This is a genomic window from Acinetobacter sp. NyZ410 (assembly GCF_022828975.1).
Lineage (GTDB): Bacteria > Pseudomonadota > Gammaproteobacteria > Pseudomonadales > Moraxellaceae > Acinetobacter > Acinetobacter guillouiae.
Genome location: NZ_CP094620.1, coordinates 3,041,738 through 3,057,427, shown reverse-complemented (window position 1 = coordinate 3,057,427; position 15,690 = coordinate 3,041,738). Strand labels below are relative to the sequence as shown.

Below are 15,690 nucleotides of genomic sequence, written 5' to 3'. Positions count from 1 at the left end.
ACAGTAATTTTATTGAGCTAATCTCAATAGGCGATAATTGGAATCTAAAGCAAGAATTAAATGACTTATGGTAATTGATTATCTGGTTATTTTTCAGCATAGTTTATCGACAGGTATTTAAAAGTGTCGGATTAAAAATCAAAGGAATATTAGAAATGTTATTAGAACTCACTCAAGATTTAAATCCGCATCAGGCTTATCGTATTAAAAAACTAAAAAGAAAACTGAAACATGCGGAAAACTATGAAGAGTGGAAATCTATAGCGTTAAAACTGGATGAAGAAACGGGGGCACAGGAGTGGAAGCTGGATAATACCTCACCATATTTTGATGCTGAAATTATTTCCCATCGGTTAAATTTATTGCGCCGTTACCGTCTGCAAAATCGCACCCAAGATTTGATGTATATCCTAAGAGAAGGATTTAGTCACGATGTTGCCAACATCGGGCATCCGATGCTATTTGCACATACCTATGTTGGAACTAAAAAAATAATTGAAGATTATATCGATGAAGTGAGCAATAGCTTGGCATTCATTGCTTCAGAAAGTTGCCAAGCCTTATGTCATGAAAGCAAAAGGAAGTTTTTTGAAAACTGTGAAAAGGCCTATGGTCAGCCCGCACTGATGTTTTCAGGTGGTGCAACATTAGGTTTATTCCATAGCGGTGTCTGTAAAGCATTAATGGAACAAGACTTAATGCCAAAAGTACTTTCTGGTTCAAGTGCTGGGGCAATCATGACGGCGATGCTGGGGGTAAATGAACCGGGTGAGATTCCAAACTTGCTGAGTGGTGACCAGTTTTATAGTGAAGCTTTTCACTTCCGAAGCTTAAAAGAATTAATCAAAGGCAATGGTGGTTTTGCAGATGTCCGATATCTTAAAAAGTTCTTGGTCGAAAATTTAGGTGATGTAACCTTTCAGGAGGCGTTTGAAAAATCAGGCTTAGATATCAATGTCACCGTTGCGCCTTATGATGTTTCCCAAGAAGATGTACGAATCATGAATAAATATACCTCACCAGATTTATTGGTCTGGAGTGCAGTATTGGCATCATGTGCTGTACCGGTTTTATTTCCACCTGTGCGTTTGATCAGTAAACGTTATGATGGTGTACATACTCCTTATTTGGCAAATACGCGTTGGGTAGACGGCAGTGTCCGCAATGATTTCCCCCAAGAGCGCATGTCACGTCTTTATAATTTGAATTACACCATTGCCAGTCAGGTTAATCCACATATTGTACCGTTTATGCAGAATGATGAAGAACGTTACCGTAGAGATTTACTGAGTTGGCCTGAACGTATTGTGCGTAGTCAAGGACGCATGGCTGCAATGGGGATCATGGACTTTGCCAGAGGCCGTATGGGACGGATTCCTTCTATGCGTCGTTTACTCGATCACGGTTACGGTATTATTGACCAGCGCTACTATGGTGATGTCAATATTATTGGGGAGTATAGTCTGCGCCATTATAGCTATATGTTACAGAACCCACGCCCATATCTATTTAAGCTGTTGCAACGAGAAGGTGAGCGTGCAACTTGGCCAAAAATTTCAAGTATAGAAACACATGCACGTATTGGTAAAACAATCCAACATTGTCTAGAAGTTTTGAATCATCCAATGACGAAAGATATACCCGCAGAACAATTGACAGAAGTATGAGCCAAAGCAGAATTCTTCCGGTTGCATATAATTCAATCCAAAGTCAAAAATTTGGTCGTCGTGTTTATCAAATTCAGCAGGGACAGCAATTGTTTTGGTTGAAATTACAGCTCAAAAATTCAAATCGCTGTTATCAACAGCACTTTTTCAATGAGCTGAACTGTTATAGCGAGTTGAATGCATTAGAGACTGAAACTCAACCTGTATTGTTAAACTTTTCAATATTTGATCCATTTCAGCAATTTCAAATGGATGTAGAGGTCATTGATCAAGCTTTATGGGTGGAAGATGCCCCAAAGCTCTTTCAGGATCTACCTGATCAACTTAGCTTGGCTGAAATTGGTAAGCGATTAGTGCTCAGCTTAGATGTGCTTGAACATTTGCATGACTATGGTTATCTGCATGGTGATATCAAAGTTGAGCATTTTCGCGTTAAAGATGAGAAAAGTTATTTGATTGACTTTGAACAGGCTGTAAACACCGCTCACGACGCAAATTTAACAAATATCGCAACACATACAGCAACACCACGGTATATGGCACCAGAATTGTTTCATGCGCAACCAAAATCATTTCAATCCGATATTTATGCGTTGGGAATCGTTTGGTTGGAGTGGTTGACACAACAGCGCTTATCGGCAAAAAGCTATCAAGATTGGGCATTTTTGCATTGTCAGCAGTTAAATGTGGTGTTACCAGAGCGATTTAAAATTTTTGAAATGGTTTTAACAGCGATGTTAATGAAAAAAGCAGGGCAACGTTGCTCAAATATTTATCAAATAAAACAAGTATTAAGCCAAATTGTTTAAACAAAAAGCAGTATTTGCAACATTTGTTTTTTATTTAAACAAACGAGTGTCTTTTTCGAAAAAAGGGCTTGTCATAATAAAACGATCTCTATAATATACACAGCCATTGGGGACGTGGCGAAATTGGTAGACGCACTGGATTTAGGTTCCAGCGCCGCAAGGTGTGAGAGTTCGAGTCTCTCCGTCCCCACCAAGCATTCATTTTGTGGTACTAAAACAAAATGAAGGGTTATAGAGGATTGGTGTAATGGTAGCATGACGGTCTCCAAAACCGTTCGTCAAGGTTCGAATCCTTGATCCTCTGCCAAGTTATTTAAAAGACTACAGCGTTAGTTTTTATTCGGGGACGTGGCGAAATTGGTAGACGCACTGGATTTAGGTTCCAGCGCCGCAAGGTGTGAGAGTTCGAGTCTCTCCGTCCCCACCAAATTTAAAAAAGCATGATGAAAATCACGCTTTTTTTTATGCCTAAATTTTTATTCTAACTATGCTGTATCTTGATTAAAGGTTTTTAGAATTAGAATTTTAGCCAGATCAATAAAAAGACCTAAACGAAATCGTTTAGGTCTTTTCAAAGAGAAACTTCATTTAGACACTTACTAAGCTTTTAAGTGATCTTCAAATTCTTCACCGAGCTGCATTGCTAAGTTATTACCAGATAAATCACAAGTGACTAAACCATATTCTTTTTTAAAGCTGAAAGTAAATCCTTTTCCATCAGCTAAATTTTTTACTGAATAGCCTAATTTTTCTAACCAAATACGAAAAGCGATTAAATTCTTTGCCTTTACAACCTTTTTCACAGAAGATCTCCTTAATTCCTGCCTATAAATTTAATAGGGGTGATCATTAAATTTTTAAAGGGGAAATTTGATGAAACTTATTTTTTATATCAATATTTGAGCAATTTGAGAAATGAGGCTTTTGTATCAATGCGTATTTTTTTGCTGCCAATATGGATAAAATGTGAATTTAATAAAAAATATTAAAATAAAACAAAGGATTAATTAATTATAAAAACTGTGTTTGTAATATTTTGATGCAAAGATATCAGTTTAAAAAAGCAGAATTTTTCTCATTTTCACTGTGGTTAAATGTAAGTAAATTTAACAGAAGCATGGGGATTACAGCTGTACAGGATGATGTTGATCTAAGAAATCTAAAATATCGCCAAACAGTTGTGTCTGATCTTTACCTAAAGTCATGAGATGCCCAGTATTGGGATAACTTTTAATTTGTTTTTTTGTAGAATTCACATGATTATAAATGGTTTGTGCACTGGATTGATAATGTGCATCATCTAACTCACCATACAATAAAAAGATAGGTGCACGAATTAAAGAAACATCACTTATGGTTGCGGCAACAAATTGATGAAATGGCTGTAGTTGTATTGCTGCTTTATTTTCTAAGCTTTTTAAGTCTAAACCTGTATGAGTGTTTTCAAATTGGTGGAGATATTCAGCATAGTGCTTTAGTCGCTTAAAAAGATCATTTACACTTCGATTCTGTGGCGCAGACATGCTAATACATGCATCAATTGGAAAGTGCTCAGTGAGTTTTAACGATAAAATTGCACCTAAAGAAACCCCAATGACAGCAATATGCTTATAACCCTGATTTTCTAAGAATTGATAAGCATTATATGTATCTTGCCACCAATCCGCTGTCGTGTAATTGAGAAACTCATCAATCGTTAAACCATGCCCAGCGTAGCTAGGCACATAGCAAGTGTAGCCATGTTGATGCAGAAATTTTGCTAAGGCCTTCATATCTTGAACGGTACTGGTATAGGCATGTAATAACAGTACCGCCCGCTGCGAGGCTTTTAAAAACAGAGGCTTAGGCTGTCGCAGTTTAACATTGTAAAAACAATAATCGTGATTGCTTAAAAATGATCTTTCAATGCACGAATACGTGCAAATTCTTCAGCACTTTCAACACGTAAAAAGGGATTGGTTTCAAGTTCAAGTTCAATGGTGCTGGGCAAGGTGATTTTCCCTTGTTCACGAAGCTGTTTGATTTCTTCGGCACGTTGTTGTATCGCTCGGTTCTCTGGCTCGATATGCAAAGCAAATTGTGCATTAGAAAGCGTATATTCATGGGTGCAGTAAACTTTGGTTCTTGGTGGTAAAGCAGCAAGGCGATTGAGAGAGTGATAAAACTGTTCAGCAGTTCCTTCAAACATACGTCCACACCCCATAGCAAAAAGGGTATCACCACAGAAAACGCTGTCTAATGCATCAATAAAGTAAACGACATGCCCTAGGGTGTGACCTGGCACAGCAATAATGTCGATGTTTAATCCATGAAATTCAAATTGATCATCGTGTTGCAGCGGGTAGGTAATAAAAGGAATGTGACTTAGTTCAGCACGAGGCCCATAAACAGGGATATTATGATCTGCAATCAATTCTGGAACACCACCAATATGGTCTTTGTGCCAGTGTGTAAGCCAAATTTGTTTTAAATTCAGTTGATGCTCAAGGCAATAATCTTCAACCAGCGATGCTTCTGTGGGGTCAATTGCAACGACATCGTGGCTGTGACTGTCTTCGATCAGCCAAATATAGTTTTGTAATTGATTTTTTACATCTATGACGTGAATTTTAAATTGCATCGTTGAATTCCATATATATGCTGATACAAATTTAATAGTAAAATTAGGCTATAGACAAGTTGGAAAGCTGATTGTAGGCATATTTATGTGAAAACATATGTAATTCGGCTGTACGGCATTGTATTTGATTGAACAAACAAGTCTTGCGGTAGGTTATTCTTTTAGAGAATAGCATATAGACCAATACGCTATTCTCAATAAAATTTAACAGGTCAAGCCTTGGCTGATTTCTAATTTACTGAGTTTGCCATTTTTAAAACTAAAATCGACATAACTGCGATAGCCTGTTTCAAATTCAGCAGGATTTTTTAAAAACTCTTTGGCTTCTGACGCAGTTAACATTAAAACATGGGTGCCAGTTTTGGCACTGTTTGGAAAGTCTTTTTTAAATTGATTGATGCTATACAGATTGGTGATGGGTTTGTTGTTAATCAAAACGGTATCTGTCATCTTTTGTGCATTTGTCCAAGAAAGCCAGATTCGCCCTTTGGTCGTACCAAGTTGTTGAAAAGTATTTTTGCTTTTATAAAAAGCGTCAGATTTAATTTGTGGATTTTCTTCACTAAAAATGTCAAATGTTAGATTTTTTCCTGATGCAGTAGAGATTGAGTATTCATAGTTTCCTGTACATTCTGAAAATGTTTTTATGGGTTTTTGAGAGGTTTTTCCAAGCAATTTTTCAATTTGTGTTGCACTTACTGCTTGGTTGAGCTCAACACCATTAACTTTCACTGTGGTGGTGTAATCTTCTGAATGTTGCGCAGCAAAACTGCAAATAGGTAGCATAAGGAGTAACGGGGCGATGGTTTGGGTAAAATTATTCATTTCAAATATTTCTTAAGTTTTCTATAACTTAATCAGTTCTGAAGGATTGATCAAGAGCAGTTGATCAAATGAGTAGAATTAAAAAGGATCTATAAATTTTATAAGTATTTATGTCTGTAGCTAACTCAAGAAATAAAAAAATACCCTCAACAAGGAGGGTATGATTTTAGAACGAAGAACAACTGGAAATGGCAAGCAAGGATTATCGAAGCTTAGATAACCAATTTCCAAGACTCTGTACAATTTGTACAAGGATCAATAAGACAATCACAGTGAGATAAACCACACTTTGATCGAAACGTTGATAACCATAAGAAATTGCTAAATCACCAATACCACCAGCGCCTACAGCACCCGCCATCGCTGTTGCACCAATCAAGCTAATGGTTGCTGTGGTAAGGCTCAGGATGAGTGAGCTACGAGATTCAGGGATAATAAATTTAAAAATAATCTGCCAAGGCGATGCACCCATTGCCTGTGCAGACTCAATAATCCCTTCATTCACTTCAAGCAATGATGTTTCTACAAGACGACCAATATAAGGACCAACATAAATGGTCAACGGTACAATCGCTGCCCAAGTACCAATAGTTGTACCCACGATCGCTTTGGTAAGTGGGAAAACCGCAATCAATAGGATAATGAAGGGTAGGGAACGTAGCGCATTGACGATAGGATTTAAAATCTGATAAACAGCGCGATTGGGTAAAATGCCATTAGGGCGAGTGACCAACAAGGTAATTGCTTGAATAAAGCCCCAAATGGTACCAAACAGCATTGCAAAAATGACCATTTGAATGGTTTCTTGCATCGCTGTAACAAATTGGTCAATGCTTAAAGAGCTTTTCCAAAATGGTGCTGTGAGTGTAGTGAGCCATTGTACAATGAGTTCTCTCATAGTCTAACTCCTGACTGTTCCACCTTGACCCCATTTTTTTCAAAGAAATCTATGGTTTGGCGAATGCTTTCAGCATCTCCCAAAAGTTGTATAAACATTTGACCGATCACTGAACCATTAATTTCAGTCATATTGGCAAATAAAATATTTAAGCTGACATCAAATTGCTTAATTGCTGCTTGTACCACGGTCTCTTGCGCTGAGGTACCCAAAAATTGCAGACTATAAATACTTTTATGATTTTGATTTTCGAGATTGTTTAAGATATTAACAGGGAGCTGTTGCTGTAAAACGGTTTGAATAAAGTTTTTCGTCGTCGGGTGTTGCGGTTGACTAAAAATTTCTAAGGTAGAACCAGTTTCAATCACTTTGCCTTGTTCCATAACCGCAACAAAATCACAAACAGATTCAATTACATCCATTTCATGCGTAACCATGACAATGGTAATCCCTTGCTCTTGATTAATCTTTTTAAGCAAAGCAAGAACAGATTTCGTGGTTTGTGGATCAAGCGCAGAGGTTGCTTCATCACAAAGTAAAATTTTGGGGTGGTTGGCCAAGGCGCGTGCAATACCGACACGTTGCTTTTGACCTCCCGAGAGTTCATCTGGAAAAGCATCTTTTTTGTGCTTTAGATCAATAAACTCAAGTAACTCATTTAAACGTTTTTCACGTTGGTCTTTACTGACACCTAGCAACTTTAACGGCATTTCAATATTGTCAGCTACAGTTTTGGTTTGTAGTAAATTGAAATGCTGAAAAATCATGCCTATATTTGCACGTTCTTGACGTAATGCACGTGCATCAAGTGCCGTAAAGTCTTTTTGATTAATGATGACTTGCCCTTGGTTGGGACGCTCAAGCAAGTTAATCAAACGGATTAAGGTACTTTTACCTGCACCACTATAGCCGATAATGCCAAAAATACTGCCCGCTGGAATCTCAAGATTAATCTGATCCAGTGCACGTATGGTTTGACCTTTCAACTCATAGTGTTTTGAAATATTTTTAAATTCAATCATATCGTCAAAAACTATAGCAAAAAGAAAAAACAGGCAAATTCACTTTGCCTGTTTTATGAGGGTCTACAGACCTTTCATAAAAGAATGGTCAATAGACCTGATTCATTATAAAACTATTTTGATTCTGTAAGATAGCTTACAGGTTTATTCACATCAACTTTAGTTCCACCGAAGTGTTCTTGAACATATTTACCTACAGCAGGAACATGATATAACTCACCCACTTTTTTCAAAAGGGCGTCGTCTTTACGTGCATCTGCAACAGCAAGTACGTTGACATTCATTTTGGTTGTTTGGTCAACTGGCTCATAATAAACCGAATCTTTAAGCACGTTTAAACCGCCTTCCATTGCCAAAGTATTACCTAAAACAATTGCATCAACTTCATCTTTAGCACGTACCGCAGTCGCCATTTGAATAGGTTTGATGACAATTTTCTTCGCATTTTCAGTAATATCAGCAGGCGTGCCTTTAACTAAATCAAAGCCATCTTTCAATTTGATGAGACCAGCAGATTGTAAAAGTAACAATGCGCGTGATTCATTTGCGCCATCATTTGGAATAGCAATGGTTGCACCATTGGCAAACTCTTCAACTTTTTTAATTTTACTAGAGTAAATACCCATTGGCTCTAAATATGTTGTAGAGATTGGTGCAATTTTTTCTTTGTTGGATTGATTGAAAGCAACAAGATATGCATAAGATTGGAATGCATTGATATCGACTTCTTTGTTTGCCACAGCAGTATTCATTGCAACATAGTCAGTAAAGTTTTTAACTTCTAGTTTAATTCCAGCTTGTTTTGTTTCTGGTAATGTTGCGATATAGCGCCAAATATCTGCATCTGAACCTGTAGAAGCCATGGTAACGACTTGTTCTTTACCTGCATCTGCTTGGGCAGCATCATTTTTTGGAGCTTCTTGTTTTCCACAAGCAGAAAGAGTGAGCACAGACGCGCTAAGTAAAACGCCAAACAGCTTTTTCATGAATAAGTCCTAAGTAGCAAATGCAGTAGAATTTTGTCCTTTGCATTCTCGATCATTTAAATCGAATTTTTAACATTTTGAAAATAAATAATGCGGTGACGTACTTGTCTGATTGCGCTATCTATATTCTTTACATTTGAGGATTAGCAGTCTGTTTTAAAAGAATTTTAATTGTTTAAAATAGACTCTAAAGATTTGTTTATCATATCAATAAATGAAAATTATACATAGTGGCTGCGTGTTGACATTGGGTAGTGATGTCGTTGTTTGAATATCAATGTTTTTATTAATTTAATAAAGAAAACAAATGCTTTTGTTGAATGCTAAATGATAAATGTTTAAATTTTATACTTATTCATAATATATAAATTTTTTAGGATTTATTATCTTTTTTTTGAATAAGTAAAATAAAATTAGATCTGTACCTATAGCAGTACAGTGATAAACATTATTAGGGGTTGCTAGGCGAAATGGGGGGATTTTATTCAAACAGTGATTGACATTGACACCACTGTCATACTTTAGCATGCAGATCTTATCTAACTCAAAGAGATCGATAAATGAAATTAATCATCTTTCTTTTAAGCAGTTTTTTATTGCTAAATACTGCATATGCTCAAAATAATGTCTATATCATTCATGGTTATGGTGCAAATGTGGATGATCATTGGTTTAATTATCTTGAGGAAAATTTACAAGATAAAAATACTAAAGTTGTAAAGATCGCATTGCCGAACTCCAGCAATCCAAAGCTTTTACAGTGGAAGCAAACCTTAAAAAATAATATTGCTCAAATTGATCAGCATACATTTTTTGTTGCGCACAGTTTAGGATGTATTACGCTGCTTGATTTCCTATCTGAATCTGATTTTCAACAGATAGGTGGTGTTGTCTGTGTATCGGGATTTTCGAATAAATTGGTAGTACTACCTCAACTGGATTCATATATCACTGAAATAAATAAGGATTTTTCTTTTAAAAATAAAATATTGAATCGGAAAATGTTTATATCGAGTAATGATCAATATGTTCCAGCTGATTTAAGTATCTCGCTGGCAGAAAAATTAGAGTTTCCTTATGAAATTATTCCCAATGCTGGACATTTTCTAGCCAGTGATGGATATCGGGAATTTCCTCAATTATTAGATTGGCTTCAAATGGTCATTGGTGGTGTTGATGAGGTAGGTGATTCAAATGATTCAGCGCAAAATCAATCAAGGTAATTAATCTTATATTTATTATTCTGGAAGAGCATTACTCACTAAAAATTTACCAAATAAAAAAACCCGCCTAGGCGGGTTTTACAACTCAATCAGATTTAAGCATTTTCACGAGCAATTGCACGGTAACCAATATCTTTACGATATTGAACACCATCAAAAGTCACTTTTTGGCAAAGTTCCAAGGCTTTCGCTTGCGCTTCACCAATTGTGTTGCCTAACGCTGTTACGCAAAGTACACGACCGCCAGCAGTCACTACATCACCATTGGCATTGTTTGCTGTACCTGCATGGAAAATTTTCGCATCTGTCATTTGGGTATCTAAACCCGAAATCACGTCATCTTTGCTCGAAGTTTCAGGATAGCCTTTAGACGCAAGCACAATACCAACAGTTTTACGCTCATCCCACGCAGCTTCAGCGGGTAAGTTACCAGCAATACCGGCTTCTACTAAATCAACCAGAGAAGATTTTAAGCGCATCATGATCGGTTGAGTTTCAGGGTCACCAAAACGGCAGTTAAACTCAATGACACGAGGTTGCCCTTGCTCATCGATCATCAAACCAGCATACAAGAAACCTGTGTAGGTATGACCATCAGCCTTCATACCATCTACAGTTGGACGCATGACTTCTTTCATGACTCTGTCAAAAACATCTGCAGTCACAACTGGGGCAGGGGAATACGCACCCATACCACCCGTATTTGGACCTTGGTCAGCTTCAAAGATACGTTTATGGTCTTGTGACGTTGCCATGGGAAGGATGTTGTCACCATCAATCATACAAATGAACGATGCTTCCTCACCCTCAAGGAATTCTTCAATAACAACACGCGAACCTGCATCACCAAATTTATTGCCTGCAAGCATGTCATCAATTGCATCAAACGCTTCTTGATTGGTCATCGCAACAATGACGCCTTTACCCGCAGCAAGGCCATCTGCCTTAATTACGATTGGTGCGCCATTTTTTTCTACAAATGCTTTGGCTGCATCCACTTCAGTGAATACATCATAGAATGCTGTAGGAATGTTATGACGTTTTAAAAAGTGTTTGGCGAAAGCTTTAGAGCCTTCAAGTTGTGCTGCAAATTGGGTTGGTCCCCAAATTTTAAGGCCAGCTGCTCGTCCTGCATCGACCACACCATTTACAAGCGGTGCTTCAGGACCAACAATAATGAGGTCAACGGCATTATTTTTTGCAAAGTCGATAATGGCAGGGTTGTTGAGAATATCTAAAGCAACATTTTCACATTTATGTTCAGTTGCTGTACCCGCGTTTCCTGGTGCAACAAAAACTTTAGTGACTTGATCGTCTTGCGCAATTTTCCATGCCAATGCATGTTCACGACCACCACTACCCAAAACTAATATGTTCATCTTATGTATCCTTTTTTAATCCCTCCCAACCTCCCTTTATACAGGAAGGGGTATCACGAATTTAAAGAGTCCTGTAGTTCGTGACAAGTCCCTCTTATGAAAAGAGGGACTTAGGGGGATTTTTAAATAATGATTTATTGTGAATTAGTGACGGAAATGACGCATACCCGTGAAGACCATTGCAATACCAGCTTCATCTGCTGCTGCAATTGTTTCTTCATCACGCATTGAACCACCCGGTTGGATAATACATTTGATACCAGCTTTTGCAGCGTTATCAATACCATCACGGAATGGGAAGAATGCATCAGATGCCATAACAGCACCTTCAACCACTAAACCTGCATGTTCAGCTTTGATAGCGGCGATACGTGCAGAGTTTACACGGCTCATTTGACCAGCACCAACACCAATGGTTTGACGGCCTTTAGCATAAACAATAGCATTGGATTTAACGTATTTGGCAACTTTCCAAGCAAAGATTAAATCATCAATTTCTGCTTCAGTAGGGGCACGCTTAGTCACTACTTTAAGATCATCTTTAGTGATCATGCCGAGGTCTTGGTCTTGAACCAATAAACCGCCATTGACACGTTTATAATCGTATTGTGAAGCACGTTCATCAATTTTAGGAAGTTCGCCACATACCAGAACACGGACGTTTTTCTTTGCGCCAGTCACTTCAAGTACACCATCGGCAATACTTGGTGCAATAATCACTTCAACAAATTGACGGTCAACAATTGCTTGAGCTGTAACAACATCTAACTCACGGTTAAATGCAATGATGCCACCAAATGCTGATTCTGGGTCAGTTGCATAAGCAAGATCGTATGCAGCTTTAAGACCGTCTAACGATACTGCAACACCACATGGATTTGCATGCTTAACAATGACACACGCTGGTTTTGCAAATGATTTGACACATTCAAGTGCTGCATCTGTATCCGCGATATTGTTATAAGAAAGCTCTTTACCTTGTAACTGCTTAGCAGTTGAAACCGATGCTTCAGTTGCAGTCGATTCTACATAGAAAGCAGCGGATTGATGTGGATTTTCACCATAACGAAGATCTTGTACTTTATTTAACTGGGTATTGAAAGTACGAGCAAATTTGTCAGCTTGACCTTCTTCTTTACCAACACGTGCACCGAGGTAAGAAGCAATCATGCCGTCATACTGGGCAGTATGTTCAAATGCTTTAACCGCTAAATCGAAACGAGTCGCATAAGATAAAGCACCATCCGCTTTAAGTTCTGCAATTACAGTTTCATAATCAGTTGCATTTACGATGATCCCCACGGAAGCATGGTTTTTCGCAGCTGCACGAACCATTGTTGGGCCACCAATGTCAATATTTTCAATTGCATCTGCAAGCGAGCAGTCTGGTTTAGCAACAGTAGCAGCAAAAGGATAAAGGTTTACGACAACAAGATCGATTGCATCGATGTTGTGTTCAGCCATGACAGCTTCGTCTAGACCACGACGAGCCAAAATGCCTCCATGAATTTTAGGATGCAGTGTTTTTACACGACCATCCATCATTTCTGGGAAGCCTGTGTGCTCTGAAACTTCAACTACAGCCACATTGTTGTCTTTAAGCAACTTATATGTACCGCCAGTAGATAAAATTTCCACCCCAAGAGCAACAAGGTTTTGGGCAAATTCAACGATCCCGGTTTTATCAGAAACAGAGATTAAAGCGCGTTTAATAGTCATGATCTTCGTCAACAGTTTTTAAGTCTAGAGATTGAACAGGTAGGCAAAATATAGGTAAAAAAAATGCCCACGCAAGCCGTGAGCATTTTATCATTTATTCACTCATTAAACCGTGAGCTTTTAACTTTTTGCGTAAAGTGCCACGGTTCAGTCCGAGAATCTCAGCAGCGCGAGTCTGATTCCCGCGTGTGTATTCTAAGACAACAGATAAAAGAGGTTTCTCCATTTCTGCTAGCACCATGTCGTACACTTGTGATGGTTGCTCACCTTGCAATTGTGCAAAATAGTGACGAACTGCGCGATCTACGTGAATACGAAGAGCGACGTCAGATTGTGCAGTAAAAATAGGAGATTTGCTATTCATGCGAGTTAATCCGAAAATCAAAATATTACTTGGGTAAAGTAATATATAAATGTGGTCTAAAAAAAATCTGAGCTCCGTTTTAGATCCTAAAACGGTTGGCTCTAAAACAAGAACAATTAGCTTGCCACAAATCGTCGAGTTGAGTGAAAAATAAGCGTAACAATAGATTAATATTTGTTACAACACTCTTTTAAACAAAAAAATGTTCTACATGCGCGATATTGGATATAAAGCACATAACAAAACAGTATTTTTTTTGAAAAAATGCGAGGAGTTTGCAGGACAAAGCTTTCGTGGCGCGTATGATACCATTGTCTAAGAAAAAATGAGCAAGAAAACTACATTTTTTTTCATTTTTTTATAATTTTTTTTAATTTTAAGGGTGAATAATGTCTAATTGGTACTGATCAAAACTTTTTCTTGGCTCTGTAACAACAAATTTAAAAGGATATGGGCTATTTTTAGGAATACGCTTAATTCCAACTAAACTTTCAATCAGATATTGCTCAGGTGTAATCACATGTGTAGCAATGACCTTATTTTGAGCTTTTAAAGTGACTCTTATGAGGGGTAATTCTAAGCTTTTAGAATATTGGTTATTGAGTTGACCTGAAAATTGAGTCTCCTGTCTATCAAGTGCTTTAACTTTAAGATGACTAATCACAATTTGTTTATAGCGTTGATCAACAGTATCACACTGTAAGACGGCACAGGTTTGGGTAAAGACAGTATTCAAAAACGGATAACGATCAGTTAAGTTTGGATTAAACCAAAGGATTTGAAATAATAAAATGCTGAGCAGAGCAAGATTGATCAAGCTCCACGCCAGATAATAAAACGTACTTTTGGGTTTTACTAAATGTTGCCCGTGGTTATTTAAACCTTGTGATAGGTTTAAGCTTGGAATGTTATTGACGGGCTCATTGTTGAAATAATTCAAATTGTTTAAGTATGTTCTTAAATCAATATTGGAGTTTTCAATTTTACGATTAAAAATATCTAAAACATTGGTTTCGATTTGTCGTTTCGTCGTAATGAGGTTTTGTGCCTGACTTTGCACGACAGTCTCAGGATCGATCTTGGGTTGAGCAGGTTGACTGTTTTGTAGATGGATTAATGCATTAAAATTATGTGAACATTTCGGGCAACAAACCATACCCTGCGCAACAGTGAGTTGCGTAACTGATACTTTATAAACTGAAGCACAATTTGGGCATCGGGTTTGTTTTTCGGTCATAAATATTTATATTTTCATAGATTAAACAGCCTTACGCGACCCAGAAATTCTGCACCAGGTTTCTTCACGTTTCTCGACTTCTACTATATCAAAAAATTCAGAATAAATACTAGAAACATCAGTAACTTGCTCTTCAATTACGCCAGCAAGTGCGAACTCTCCCTCAGATTTAATCAAAGTTGAGAATTCTTTAGCAAGTGACATAAGTGGACCTGCAAGAATATTTGCAACCAAAATATCAGCCTGTTGGTTTTTAAATTCTGCATTGAACTCTTCAGGTAATCCAACATAAAGATTTTCAAGAACGCCATTCAGCTCAGCATTTTGTTTGGTCGCCAAGACAGCTTGTGGATCGATATCTGTTGCATAGACTTTCTTTGCACCTAAAAGCAGTGCTGCAACACCGAGGATGCCTGAACCACAACCATAATCAATCACGACTTTATCTTTAACATCGGTTTTGCCTAACCATTGTAGACAAAGGAAAGTAGATGCATGGTTACCCGTACCAAATGCTAAGCCTGGATCAAGTTTGATATTGACTGCATCCGCTTCTGGTGGTTCTATCCATTCAGGTACGATCCAATACTTTTCACCAATTTGAATTGGTTCATAGTAATCCATCCAAGAACGTTCCCATACTTGGTCTTCAAGAAATTCACTACGCATCGGTTCAGTTGGGAGTTGGGTGCGAATAAATGTTTCTAGTGCTGTTACATCAATGTCTTCGCCTTCTTCTTGCGCGTAGATTCCTGTAACAATCACTTTATTCCATAGCGGAGTTTCGCCAGGGAGTGGTTCAAGCAAGTCTTGGTTTTCAGCATCATCTAATGTCACGCTGACTGCGCCTAAAGAACTTAACAAGGTTTCAGTAAAATCAACTTGAGCTTGTTCTACAGTAATATGAATTTGTAACCACTTCACGGCAAAGACCTAAATCG

Annotated in this window: 15 protein-coding genes and 3 tRNA genes; 6 read left to right on the top strand and 12 right to left on the bottom strand. The window is 37.8% G+C overall.

The window, feature by feature from the left end:
* Nucleotides 1-155 precede the first annotated feature (155 nt).
* From MTO68_RS14515 to MTO68_RS14495, 5 genes are all read left to right on the top strand, one after another.
* Complete coding sequence (locus MTO68_RS14515; RefSeq protein ID WP_244013057.1) at nucleotides 156-1,667, top strand: DUF3336 domain-containing protein; 1,512 nt, start codon at nucleotides 156-158, stop codon at nucleotides 1,665-1,667.
* Nucleotides 1,664-2,476, top strand: coding sequence for a protein kinase (locus MTO68_RS14510; protein WP_004822498.1), 813 nt, complete (start codon nucleotides 1,664-1,666; stop codon nucleotides 2,474-2,476). Before MTO68_RS14515 ends, MTO68_RS14510 begins: the two co-directional genes overlap by 4 nt.
* 108 nt (nucleotides 2,477-2,584) lie before the next feature.
* A tRNA-Leu gene (locus MTO68_RS14505) sits at nucleotides 2,585-2,669 on the top strand.
* A 40-nt stretch (nucleotides 2,670-2,709) separates the two neighbouring features.
* Nucleotides 2,710-2,783 (top strand) — tRNA-Trp (locus MTO68_RS14500).
* Nucleotides 2,784-2,818: 35 nt separating this feature from the next.
* Nucleotides 2,819-2,903 (top strand) — tRNA-Leu (locus MTO68_RS14495).
* A 172-nt stretch (nucleotides 2,904-3,075) separates the two neighbouring features.
* On the opposite strand, the gene MTO68_RS14490 is transcribed toward MTO68_RS14495, so the two are convergent.
* The 7 genes from MTO68_RS14490 to MTO68_RS14460 form a co-directional block, all read right to left on the bottom strand.
* A complete protein-coding gene (locus tag MTO68_RS14490; RefSeq protein ID WP_004719296.1) occupies nucleotides 3,076-3,279 on the bottom strand; it encodes a hypothetical protein in 204 nt (67 codons plus the stop codon).
* A 321-nt stretch (nucleotides 3,280-3,600) separates the two neighbouring features.
* Nucleotides 3,601-4,314 carry an alpha/beta fold hydrolase gene (locus tag MTO68_RS14485; RefSeq protein ID WP_279578608.1) on the bottom strand — a complete coding sequence of 238 codons (714 nt, stop codon included), beginning with the start codon at nucleotides 4,312-4,314 and terminating at the stop codon, nucleotides 3,601-3,603.
* A 50-nt stretch (nucleotides 4,315-4,364) separates the two neighbouring features.
* The gene (gloB, locus tag MTO68_RS14480; protein WP_034613366.1) at nucleotides 4,365-5,096 is read right to left on the bottom strand and encodes a hydroxyacylglutathione hydrolase; all 732 of its coding nucleotides are present in this window, start codon (nucleotides 5,094-5,096) and stop codon (nucleotides 4,365-4,367) included.
* Nucleotides 5,097-5,300: 204 nt separating this feature from the next.
* The gene (locus MTO68_RS14475; protein WP_004822493.1) at nucleotides 5,301-5,921 is read right to left on the bottom strand and encodes a hypothetical protein; all 621 of its coding nucleotides are present in this window, start codon (nucleotides 5,919-5,921) and stop codon (nucleotides 5,301-5,303) included.
* A gap of 202 nt (nucleotides 5,922-6,123) precedes the next feature.
* Complete coding sequence (locus MTO68_RS14470; RefSeq protein WP_034613374.1) at nucleotides 6,124-6,819, bottom strand: methionine ABC transporter permease; 696 nt, start codon at nucleotides 6,817-6,819, stop codon at nucleotides 6,124-6,126.
* On the bottom strand, nucleotides 6,816-7,841 hold the full coding sequence (locus MTO68_RS14465; protein ID WP_004719301.1) for an ATP-binding cassette domain-containing protein: 1,026 nt from the start codon (nucleotides 7,839-7,841) through the stop codon (nucleotides 6,816-6,818). Before MTO68_RS14465 ends, MTO68_RS14470 begins: the two co-directional genes overlap by 4 nt.
* Before the next feature lie 113 nt (nucleotides 7,842-7,954).
* Complete coding sequence (locus MTO68_RS14460; RefSeq protein WP_004719302.1) at nucleotides 7,955-8,827, bottom strand: MetQ/NlpA family ABC transporter substrate-binding protein; 873 nt, start codon at nucleotides 8,825-8,827, stop codon at nucleotides 7,955-7,957.
* A 560-nt stretch (nucleotides 8,828-9,387) separates the two neighbouring features.
* On the opposite strand from MTO68_RS14460, the gene MTO68_RS14455 reads away from it, so the two are divergent.
* The gene (locus tag MTO68_RS14455; protein WP_244013053.1) at nucleotides 9,388-10,050 is read left to right on the top strand and encodes an alpha/beta hydrolase; all 663 of its coding nucleotides are present in this window, start codon (nucleotides 9,388-9,390) and stop codon (nucleotides 10,048-10,050) included.
* A 95-nt stretch (nucleotides 10,051-10,145) separates the two neighbouring features.
* Here the strand turns inward: MTO68_RS14455 and purD are convergent, their stop codons facing one another.
* The 5 genes from purD to prmA form a co-directional block, all read right to left on the bottom strand.
* Nucleotides 10,146-11,429, bottom strand: coding sequence for a phosphoribosylamine--glycine ligase (purD, locus tag MTO68_RS14450; protein ID WP_239045386.1), 1,284 nt, complete (start codon nucleotides 11,427-11,429; stop codon nucleotides 10,146-10,148).
* 144 nt (nucleotides 11,430-11,573) lie between these two features.
* Complete coding sequence (purH, locus tag MTO68_RS14445) at nucleotides 11,574-13,148, bottom strand: bifunctional phosphoribosylaminoimidazolecarboxamide formyltransferase/IMP cyclohydrolase (protein ID WP_034613392.1); 1,575 nt, start codon at nucleotides 13,146-13,148, stop codon at nucleotides 11,574-11,576.
* Nucleotides 13,149-13,242: 94 nt separating this feature from the next.
* The gene (fis, locus tag MTO68_RS14440) at nucleotides 13,243-13,512 is read right to left on the bottom strand and encodes a DNA-binding transcriptional regulator Fis (protein ID WP_001086304.1); all 270 of its coding nucleotides are present in this window, start codon (nucleotides 13,510-13,512) and stop codon (nucleotides 13,243-13,245) included.
* Between the two features lie 376 nt (nucleotides 13,513-13,888).
* Nucleotides 13,889-14,749 (bottom strand): zinc-ribbon and DUF3426 domain-containing protein, encoded by an 861-nt coding sequence (locus MTO68_RS14435; protein ID WP_004822471.1) that lies wholly within the window; start codon nucleotides 14,747-14,749, stop codon nucleotides 13,889-13,891.
* Between the two features lie 21 nt (nucleotides 14,750-14,770).
* Entirely contained in the window at nucleotides 14,771-15,673 is a 903-nt protein-coding gene (gene prmA, locus MTO68_RS14430) for a 50S ribosomal protein L11 methyltransferase (protein WP_004822468.1), read from the bottom strand.
* Between the last annotated feature and the right edge of the window lie 17 nt (nucleotides 15,674-15,690).

What these genes read in the sequence shown, in the direction of transcription:
- MTO68_RS14515 (WP_244013057.1), top strand. Translation starts at nt 156, where the DNA reads ATGTTATTAGAACTCACTCAAGATTTAAATCCGCATCAGGCTTATCGT.
- purH (WP_034613392.1), bottom strand. Translation starts at nt 13,148, where the DNA reads ATGACTATTAAACGCGCTTTAATCTCTGTTTCTGATAAAACCGGGATC.
- MTO68_RS14470 (WP_034613374.1), bottom strand. Translation starts at nt 6,819, where the DNA reads ATGAGAGAACTCATTGTACAATGGCTCACTACACTCACAGCACCATTT.
- purD (WP_239045386.1), bottom strand. Translation starts at nt 11,429, where the DNA reads ATGAACATATTAGTTTTGGGTAGTGGTGGTCGTGAACATGCATTGGCA.
- fis (WP_001086304.1), bottom strand. Translation starts at nt 13,512, where the DNA reads ATGAATAGCAAATCTCCTATTTTTACTGCACAATCTGACGTCGCTCTT.
- MTO68_RS14510 (WP_004822498.1), top strand. Translation starts at nt 1,664, where the DNA reads ATGAGCCAAAGCAGAATTCTTCCGGTTGCATATAATTCAATCCAAAGT.
- MTO68_RS14455 (WP_244013053.1), top strand. Translation starts at nt 9,388, where the DNA reads ATGAAATTAATCATCTTTCTTTTAAGCAGTTTTTTATTGCTAAATACT.
- MTO68_RS14465 (WP_004719301.1), bottom strand. Translation starts at nt 7,841, where the DNA reads ATGATTGAATTTAAAAATATTTCAAAACACTATGAGTTGAAAGGTCAA.
- MTO68_RS14460 (WP_004719302.1), bottom strand. Translation starts at nt 8,827, where the DNA reads ATGAAAAAGCTGTTTGGCGTTTTACTTAGCGCGTCTGTGCTCACTCTT.
- MTO68_RS14475 (WP_004822493.1), bottom strand. Translation starts at nt 5,921, where the DNA reads ATGAATAATTTTACCCAAACCATCGCCCCGTTACTCCTTATGCTACCT.
- gloB (WP_034613366.1), bottom strand. Translation starts at nt 5,096, where the DNA reads ATGCAATTTAAAATTCACGTCATAGATGTAAAAAATCAATTACAAAAC.
- MTO68_RS14435 (WP_004822471.1), bottom strand. Translation starts at nt 14,749, where the DNA reads ATGACCGAAAAACAAACCCGATGCCCAAATTGTGCTTCAGTTTATAAA.